The following is a 7,630-nucleotide window of genomic DNA, read 5'->3' as shown; positions in this document are numbered from 1 at the left end:
CCCGGTATTCCGCTCCCGCACTCAACTGAACCGAAATGGAGAGCTTGCGCTTGGACGCCAGGCCGGAATGCGCGCGGTCCCCGTGCCAATCGAAGCCGCCGCGCCTGCGCGCCTCATAGCGGGCGATCTGCAAGCGCTCCTCGAAGCCTGAAAGCCCGAAGCCGAAGACTTCGCGGTTGGCTTGGGCCAAAAGCTGCGCCATGCGCTTTTCCACCCAAGCCCATTCCGCCGTCTCAGGCAGCCAGACAATGGCGCTGCGCCGCACGCCAGGGGCGTAGCCCGCCTTGATCTGCGCTTCCTCTGGACGGTTGAGGTCGATCAGATCGCGCAGAGCAAGGCATTCGGCCTCGTCGAACGCGCCGGGAAGGCAGGCGACAAAGGCCGGAGGCGGTGCGGACTGTTTTTCAAGAATGGGCGCCACGCTCGCTTGTCCTTTCCCAGACAAAAATGACGCGACAGCAAAATGTGGAGCGATATATGCGCCCGATCCAGGGCTAGCGCCAGTGCAATCGCATCAACGCCCAAGGCAGCGCGCGGCCCCGGTCAGCGCCGGGGTCTCGGCAGTGATCAGAAAGGAGGGAATGGCGCGCAAAAAATCCGACATGCGCCCCTTCGCCTCGAACCGCTGCCGGAAGGAGAGATCGCTGTTGAACTCCCGTAGCTTTCCCATCACGCCGCCGCCGATATAGACCCCGCCCCGCGCTCCGTAGGTAAGAGCGAGATTCCCGGCAAAGCTGGCGAAGAGCGACACGAAAAGCTCCGCGGCGTTGCGGCAGAGCAGCCGGTGCCGCGCGTCTCCTCCCGATAGGGCATAGTCGCCAATCTGCTCCGGCTCCAGGGGCAAAGGCGACAGGTCCTGAAGCGTGCAGAGCGCGCGGTAGAGCCGCTTCAGGCCCGGACCGGATAGAAGGCTCTCCGCCGAGACCCGGCCACGCTCCCCGCGCACCACCTTCAGCACCTCTATCTCAAGGTCCTCAACAGCCGCCAGATCCACGTGCCCGCCTTCCCCTGACACCGCGGTCCAGTCGTCTCCGCAGGGCACCAAGGCCGCAACGCCGAGCCCGGTGCCAGGCCCCACCACCACCTTAGGGGCCCGTTCCAGCGGCACTCCGGAACCGAGTTGTTCCAGCTGCCCGGCCGTAAGTTCGGGTAACGAGTGAGCAAGAGCCTCAAAATCATTGATCAATAATGCTTAAGGGTCTCTCAATCTCTTCGAGCCGCTGCTCGCAGGCGGCTTGTCCTGCCTCAGGGGTCGCTTCTCCGCCATAGAGCGGCAGGAAGCGAGCCTCGGTCGCCCGGCCTTGCAACAGAGCCCGCTTGACCAGGGCGGGCCAAAGATCCGCCCGCGTCATGGCGCCCACACCACTTCAAGGCCAGCGCCCTCGCGGCCCAGAAAAGCCCGTACCGGCATCTCCTCCGCCGGCCCCTCAGCCGATGCGCTCGCGAGAGCTTGGCGCTTGCCCTCACCCGTGATCAGCAAAAGCCTGTTCCGGCTATTCAGCAGCGCGGGAAGGGTGAGTGTCATGCGAGGCTGCGCCGCGCCCGGCGCCCGGATCGGCATGCAAAGCGTCTCACCGTCCAGGTCCATCGCGGCTTGCAGGTTCGCCGCCCCGGGAAAGAGCGAGGCCGTGTGGCCATCCTCCCCCATTCCCAGCAGGACCAGATCGAAGGGTCTCTCAATCTCTTCGAGCCGCTGCTCGCAGGCGGCTTGTCCTGTCTCAGGGGTCGCTTCTCCGCCATAGAGCGGCAGGAAGCGAGCCTCGGCCGCCCGGCCTTGCAGCAGAGCTCGCTTGACCAGGGCGGCGTTGCTATCCGGGTCGCTCTCGGGCACCCAGCGCTCATCGGCCAAAGTGACCGTGACCTTGGACCATGGGATCTGGGCGCGGGAGAGACGTTGGAAAAGCGCCTCCGGCGTTCGCCCGCCGCTCACCACCAGACTGGCGGCCCCCCTCTCCTCGATCGCCGTGGAAAGCCGGCCCGCGACCTCCTCCGCGACCGTGCTCAAGAGGGATTCCTGATCCGGAAAGTCGCGCAAAGCGGCCATGGCGTTACTCGTGCCAGGTCCGGCCGTCGCGCTCTATCAGAGCGATCGCGGCAGAAGGTCCCCAGGTGCCCGCGATGTAGGACTTGGGGGCCTCCGCGCTCCCAGCCCAGGCCTGCACGATGGTCTCGCTCCAGCGCCAGGCCGCCTCGACCTCGTCGCGGCGCATGAAGAGGGTCGGATTGCCGCGCACGACATCCATGAGAAGCCGTTCGTAAGCATCGGGAAAGCGCGTCTGGAAGGTTTCCGCAAAAGACAGGTTCAGCGGCGCCTCCTTCAGGCGCAGCCCGCCTGGGCCCGGGTCCTTCGCCATGAGGTGCAGGCGTATCGCTTCATCCGGCTGCAAGCGAACCACCAAACGGTTCGGCTTCAGCTCGCCCGCCGTCTTGGGGAAGATCGAATGAGGCACCGTCATGAATTGGATGACGATCTCCGAAACCTTCTCCGGCAGGCGCTTGCCGGACCGCAGGTAGAAGGGAACCCCGGTCCAGCGCCAGTTCTCCACCTCCGCCTTCAGCGCAACGAAGGTTTCCGTCTTGCTGTTGGGCTCGATGCCCGGCTCCTCCAGATAGCCCACCACCGACTGGCCCTTGGCCGCCCCGGCGGCGTACTGGCCGCGCACGGTCCATTGGGAAACGTCTTGTTCCCCCAACGGCTTGAGGGAGCGCAACACCTTCAGCTTCTCGTCCCGGACCGAGTCCTCGTCGAGGAAGTTGGGCGGCTCCATCGCCACCAGACAGAGCAGCTGCAGGAGGTGGTTCTGGATCATGTCGCGCAAGGCTCCCGCAGCGTCGTAGTAGGCGCCGCGCCCTTCGACCCCGACGGTCTCGGCGACGGTGATCTGCACATGATCGATGTTGGCGGCGTTCCACAGCGGCTCGAAGAGGGAGTTGGCGAAGCGCAGCGCCAAAAGGTTCTGGACCGTCTCCTTGCCCAGATAGTGATCGATCCGGAAAATCTGCTGCTCGGCGAAGACCCTGCCAACCTCCTCGTTGATCCTGCGGGAGGACTCGAGGTCGTGGCCAATGGGCTTCTCCAGCACCACGCGGGTCAAGGGGGTCACCAGCGATTCGGCCTGTAGCCGGTTGCAGATCGGCCCGAAGAGATTGGGCGCGGTGGCGAGGTAGAATATCCGTACGCGCTCAACGCCGTCGGCAAGGGCCTCACCGAGCGACGGCCAGCCCTCCTCCGACTTGGCGTCGAGCGGCAGATAGGAAAGACGCTGCGAAAAGCGCTGCCAGCACGCTTCCTCGAACTCGCCGGGCGCCAGATGCTCTTCCAGCCCCGCGCGCACCTTCTCCCGGAAGGCATCGTCGCTGAGCTTGCTGCGCGATGCGCCGATGATGCGGCTGGGTTCGGTGAACTGGCGGTCGCGCTCGCGGTGATAGAGCGCCACCATCAGCTTGCGGAGCGATAGATCGCCGGTCGCGCCGAAAACGACATAGTCGAAAGGCTCCACCGGCAGGATGGCCGCGCCCTTGCCGCCCCGCGCCTCGAAAGTAGAAGGGGTGATGCGGGGGGCTTCTTTCTGCCTGCTTTCCTCGTTCATGGGGCCGAATGCTCCCATGACTTCGGCGCTGCCGCAAGACGAATGCCGCAGCGCAGCATGACGAACCTCGAAGCCTCCCTCTGGAAGGCCCCCCTAGCGCTGCGCCTCCAGCACCTCGCAGCCGAAGGCTTCCGAGGTCTCGAAGAGCCACTCCCAGAAGGAACGTGCGAAGGTCCGCAACACCAGAATGCGGAAAGCCGAGGGCTCGCCCGGCAGGCGGTGCAATAGCGTGGAGATGTGATGCACGGGCGTCTGGGCAAAGGCGTTCTCGCCGAACACCAGCGGGTCGAGGTCCAGTGCGAAACCGCGCGCCAGCACCTCACGCGCCGCCTCTCCCCGGAGCTCTATGAAGCTCCGGGCGTGACTGAGGTCGGTGACCGCGCCGACGTCCGGGCCGATCACAGGCGTCAGTTCATCGAATAGCGTGGCGCCCACCCCCCAAGGCCGGGAAATCAGATAGCGGCCCGGCGCGATCTGATAGACCGTCACGTCGCCCTGCAGGGAAGCCGTCCGGCCATCGGCGGGCAGCAGCATGCCCAGCTCGTGCGACAAGGCGGCGGTCAGCGGCTCGCGGGTCTGGGCAAAGGCCGCCACCTGCACCAGATCGAGGTCCAGCCGCTCCCGCAGCGTCACGCCGGTTCCCGCCACGCCGTGGTGACCGGGTGCATAGGCGGCGCCGAGCGCCGAACGGATCTCAGACATCGAGCCGCTCTCCCTTCGGGTCATACATATGCGGGGACACCACTTTCAGCCTCTGCACCTGACCGCGCAGCGGGTCGTGCGCCTCGATCACCTCGCCATGGCGCTCAGGACCGTGGGACAGAAGCCCCAGCGCGAAGTAATGCCCCAGAACCGGGCTGTAGGTGACGGCGGTAATATGCCCCTCGCCATGGCCGAACTTCTCCGCCTTCTCGGCGAAGAGCAGCGAGCCCGACTTCAGTCGCGCCTTCGCGTCCAAGGGCTCCAGCCCGACCAGCTTGGGGCGTTCGGGATCCGTGAGGCCCTCGCGCCCGGCCAGGACCTGTCCCCAATAGCGCTTCTTGGTCGAGGCCATCTTGGAAAGGCCCAGATCGTCCATGGTCGTGCGGCCATCCAGTTCCTGCCCGGCCACGTGCCCCTTCTCGATCCGCAAGGCGCCCAGCGCCTCCAGCCCGTAGAGTACGGCGTCGTACTGTTCCCCGGCGGCCACCACGGCCTCCCAAACCGCCTCGGCATGGCCGGAGCGGGCATAGACCTCATAGGCCATCTCGCCGGAAAAGCTGAGGCGCATGATGCGGACCGGGATGTCGCCGACGCGACCCTCGGCCACGCCCATGTGGGGAAGCCCCTCGTTTGAGAAGTCGATGCCCTCGACGACACCGGATAGCAGCTTGCGGCTGAGCGGTCCGGCGCAGGCCAGTCCCTGCCACTGGTCGGTGACCGAGGTCACCTGCACCTTGAGATCGGTCCACTGGGTTTGCAGCAGGAACTCCATATCCACCAGGACCCGCGCAGCGTTGGCCGTGGTCGTGGTCATGAAGTAGTGGGTCTCGCTGAGGCGCGAGGTGGTGCCGTCGTCCAGCACGATGCCGTCGACGCGCAGCATCACGCCGTAGCGCGCCTTGCCGACCGGCAGTTTCCCGAAGCCGTTGACATAGAGGCGGTTCAGGAACTCGCCCGCGTCCGGCCCCTGCACGTCAATCTTGCCCAGGGTCGAGACATCCACGATGCCGACCGTCTCCCGGACCTTCTTGGTTTCCCGGCGATAGGCCGCGTCCAGGTCTTCCCCCGGCTGAGGGTAGTAGTGGGCGCGGTGCCAGAGTCCGGCGTCAATGAACTTGGCGCCCCTCGCCTCGTGCCAGTCGTGCATTGAGGTGCGGCGCAGGGGCCGGAAGTGCTGACCCGTCTCCTGCCCCGCCAGCGCCCCGATGGTGACCGGCGAGAAAGGCGGTCGGAAGGTGGTGGTGCCAACCTCCGGGATCGGCTCGTCGCGCAGCCCGGCCAGGATCGCAAGCGCGTTGACGTTGGAAAGACGTCCCTGATCGGCGGCCATGCCGAGCGTGGTGTAGCGCTTCATATGTTCGACCGAGACGAAGCCCTCCCGGTGCGCCAGATCGACGTCGCTGGTCGAGACGTCGTGCTGCAGGTCGAGAAAGGCCTTCTTCATGCCTGGCTTCACCTGCCAGAGCGGAAGCAGCGGCGCCGCCCAGCCCTCCAGCGGATCGCCGACCAGGACGGAGACACCCTCGCCGCCGGAGAAGCCCAGAGCCTCGGCGGCCTTGCGGCCCTGCCCGGCGCCTTGCGCGGCTGCATGGGTCGCCGTCCAGTCGCCGGTGACGGCGCCCGCCGCCCGGTAGCCCGAGGGCATCGGCCCCGGCACGAAGGCGGCGGCGGTCTCGTTCCAGACCGGTTTGTTGCCGCGCTGGCTCAGCAGGTGCACCGTCGGATTCCATCCCCCCGCCACCAGCAGCAGATCGCAGGTGACGATCGTCTTTGTGGGCCCGGCTCCGCTTTGCGGGTCATAGGCAGAAAGGACCGCGCCGGTGACCTGCCGCCCGCCCTTGGCCTTGGTGACCACCTCGCCCTTGCGGAGCTCTATGCCCTTGGCCGCGCAGATCTCCTGGAGCGGACCGGGCACCTCCGCACGGGCATCCACCACCGTGACCTGGGCCCCCGCCCCGGCCAGGTCGCGCGCGCTCAGATAGGCGCTGTCGTTGTTGGTGAAGACCAGAACACTGCGACCCGGGAGAACGCCGTAACGGTTCAGATAGGCCCGGCCCGCCGAGGCAAGCATGACGCCCGGCAGATCGTTGTTGGAGAAGACCAGCGGGCGCTCGATGGCTCCGGTGGCGATCACCGCGCCCTTGGCCTGGAGGTACCAGAAGCGCTGGCGCGGCTGATGGGCCTCGGGCTCGGGCCTGTCGTCCCCGACATGCTCCAGCAGACCGAAGTTGTGGTTGTCATAGGCGCCGAAGACCGTCGTCCGGGTCATGACCCTCAGGTTCGGCAGGGCGTCGATCTCCGCCAGCTGTTCGGCCAGCCACTCGTCAGAGGGCGCGCCCAAGGGCTCGTTCAGGAGACTGCCGCCCAGCACCTGATCCTGCTCGGCCAGCACGACCCGCGCGCCGCTGCGCGCCGCCGCAATGGCGGCGGAAAGTCCCGCCGGGCCGCCGCCCACCACCAGCAGATCGCAGAAGAGGTGCCCCTTCTCATAGCGGTCGGGGTCCGGCTTGTCGGTGGGCCTGCCCATGCCGGCGGCCTTGCGGATGAAGTGCTCGTAGAGCATCCAGGCCTTGCGCGTCGGCCCCATGAAGGTCTTGTAGTAGAAGCCCGCGCCAAAGATCGGTGAGAACAAGCCGTTCACCGCCATGGCGTCGAAGGCCAGAGACGGCCAGGCGTTCTGGCTGTGACTCTCGAGCCCGTCATAGAGCGGCGCCATGGTGGCCTGAACGTTGGGTTCATGGCGCGCACCGGAGCGCAGCGCAACCAGCGCATTGGGCTCCTCCACACCGGCGCTGTAGACGCCGCGCGGCCGGTGGTACTTGAAGGAGCGGCCGACGAGGCTGACCCCGTTGGCGAGCAAGGCGGAGGCCAGACTGTCGCCCTGATATCCGAGGTAACGCCTGCCGTCGAAGGTGAAGTCCAGCGGACTTGCGCGGTCGATGCGCCCACCTTCGGTCAGGCGGTTGGGTTGCTTTCTCATTGACCGCCCTCCGCCAGGACGCGGGCCGAGGTCACGGAGAAGATCTCGTGGGTCAGGGTATCGCGCTCCACCACCAGCCACTCGCGGCAGCCGCCGACGTGTTGCCAAAGCTCGCTATGCTTGCCGCGCGGGTTCTTGCGGATGAAGACCGCCTGGAACCAGGCCTCCTGATCCGCGTTGTCGAGCGAGGGATACTTGATGGTGGCGTCGCCGCCATAGGCGAACTCCGCGTGGTCGCGCTCGCCGCAATGGGGGCAGGTGATCCTCAGCATGGCCCGGCCCTCCTCTAGTGCCAGCCGGGCACGGGACCGGCCCCGCGCTCGTCGATCTGATAGCCGCGCCGGAAGCGGTCCAGGCG

The 7,630-nt window shown here is 66.7% G+C and carries 7 protein-coding genes; all 7 read right to left on the bottom strand.

All coding sequences use genetic code 11. From position 1 onward, the window contains the following. The coding region (locus tag P8X75_14050; GenBank protein ID MEJ1996306.1) for a hypothetical protein at nt 1-421 on the bottom strand (421 nt) is incomplete at its 3' end. 93 nt (nt 422-514) lie between these two features. After that, a complete protein-coding gene (locus P8X75_14045) occupies nt 515-1,186 on the bottom strand; it encodes a glucokinase (protein ID MEJ1996305.1) in 672 nt (223 codons plus the stop codon). Between the two features lie 162 nt (nt 1,187-1,348). After that, a complete protein-coding gene (gene pgl, locus P8X75_14040; protein MEJ1996304.1) occupies nt 1,349-2,044 on the bottom strand; it encodes a 6-phosphogluconolactonase in 696 nt (231 codons plus the stop codon). 4 nt (nt 2,045-2,048) lie between these two features. Further along, on the bottom strand, nt 2,049-3,590 hold the full coding sequence (zwf, locus tag P8X75_14035; protein MEJ1996303.1) for a glucose-6-phosphate dehydrogenase: 1,542 nt from the start codon (nt 3,588-3,590) through the stop codon (nt 2,049-2,051). Between the two features lie 93 nt (nt 3,591-3,683). Next, a complete protein-coding gene (locus P8X75_14030; protein ID MEJ1996302.1) occupies nt 3,684-4,292 on the bottom strand; it encodes a sarcosine oxidase subunit gamma family protein in 609 nt (202 codons plus the stop codon). Further along, nucleotides 4,285-7,272, bottom strand: a complete 2,988-nt coding sequence (locus P8X75_14025; GenBank protein ID MEJ1996301.1) for a sarcosine oxidase subunit alpha family protein — start codon at nt 7,270-7,272, stop codon at nt 4,285-4,287. Before P8X75_14025 ends, P8X75_14030 begins: the two co-directional genes overlap by 8 nt. Next, nucleotides 7,269-7,544 carry a sarcosine oxidase subunit delta gene (locus P8X75_14020; GenBank protein MEJ1996300.1) on the bottom strand — a complete coding sequence of 92 codons (276 nt, stop codon included), beginning with the start codon at nt 7,542-7,544 and terminating at the stop codon, nt 7,269-7,271. The genes P8X75_14025 and P8X75_14020 overlap by 4 nt, the downstream gene beginning before the upstream one ends. Nucleotides 7,545-7,630: the final 86 nt, after the last annotated feature.

The organism is Limibacillus sp. (assembly GCA_037379885.1).
Classification (GTDB): domain Bacteria; phylum Pseudomonadota; class Alphaproteobacteria; order Kiloniellales; family CECT-8803; genus JARRJC01.
The sequence above is the reverse complement of the archived record's forward strand: the minus strand, read 5'-3'. Positions and strand labels throughout refer to the sequence as shown.

What these genes read in the sequence shown, in the direction of transcription:
- pgl (MEJ1996304.1), bottom strand. Translation starts at nt 2,044, where the DNA reads ATGGCCGCTTTGCGCGACTTTCCGGATCAGGAATCCCTCTTGAGCACG.
- zwf (MEJ1996303.1), bottom strand. Translation starts at nt 3,590, where the DNA reads ATGAACGAGGAAAGCAGGCAGAAAGAAGCCCCCCGCATCACCCCTTCT.
- P8X75_14030 (MEJ1996302.1), bottom strand. Translation starts at nt 4,292, where the DNA reads ATGTCTGAGATCCGTTCGGCGCTCGGCGCCGCCTATGCACCCGGTCAC.
- P8X75_14025 (MEJ1996301.1), bottom strand. Translation starts at nt 7,272, where the DNA reads ATGAGAAAGCAACCCAACCGCCTGACCGAAGGTGGGCGCATCGACCGC.
- P8X75_14020 (MEJ1996300.1), bottom strand. Translation starts at nt 7,544, where the DNA reads ATGCTGAGGATCACCTGCCCCCATTGCGGCGAGCGCGACCACGCGGAG.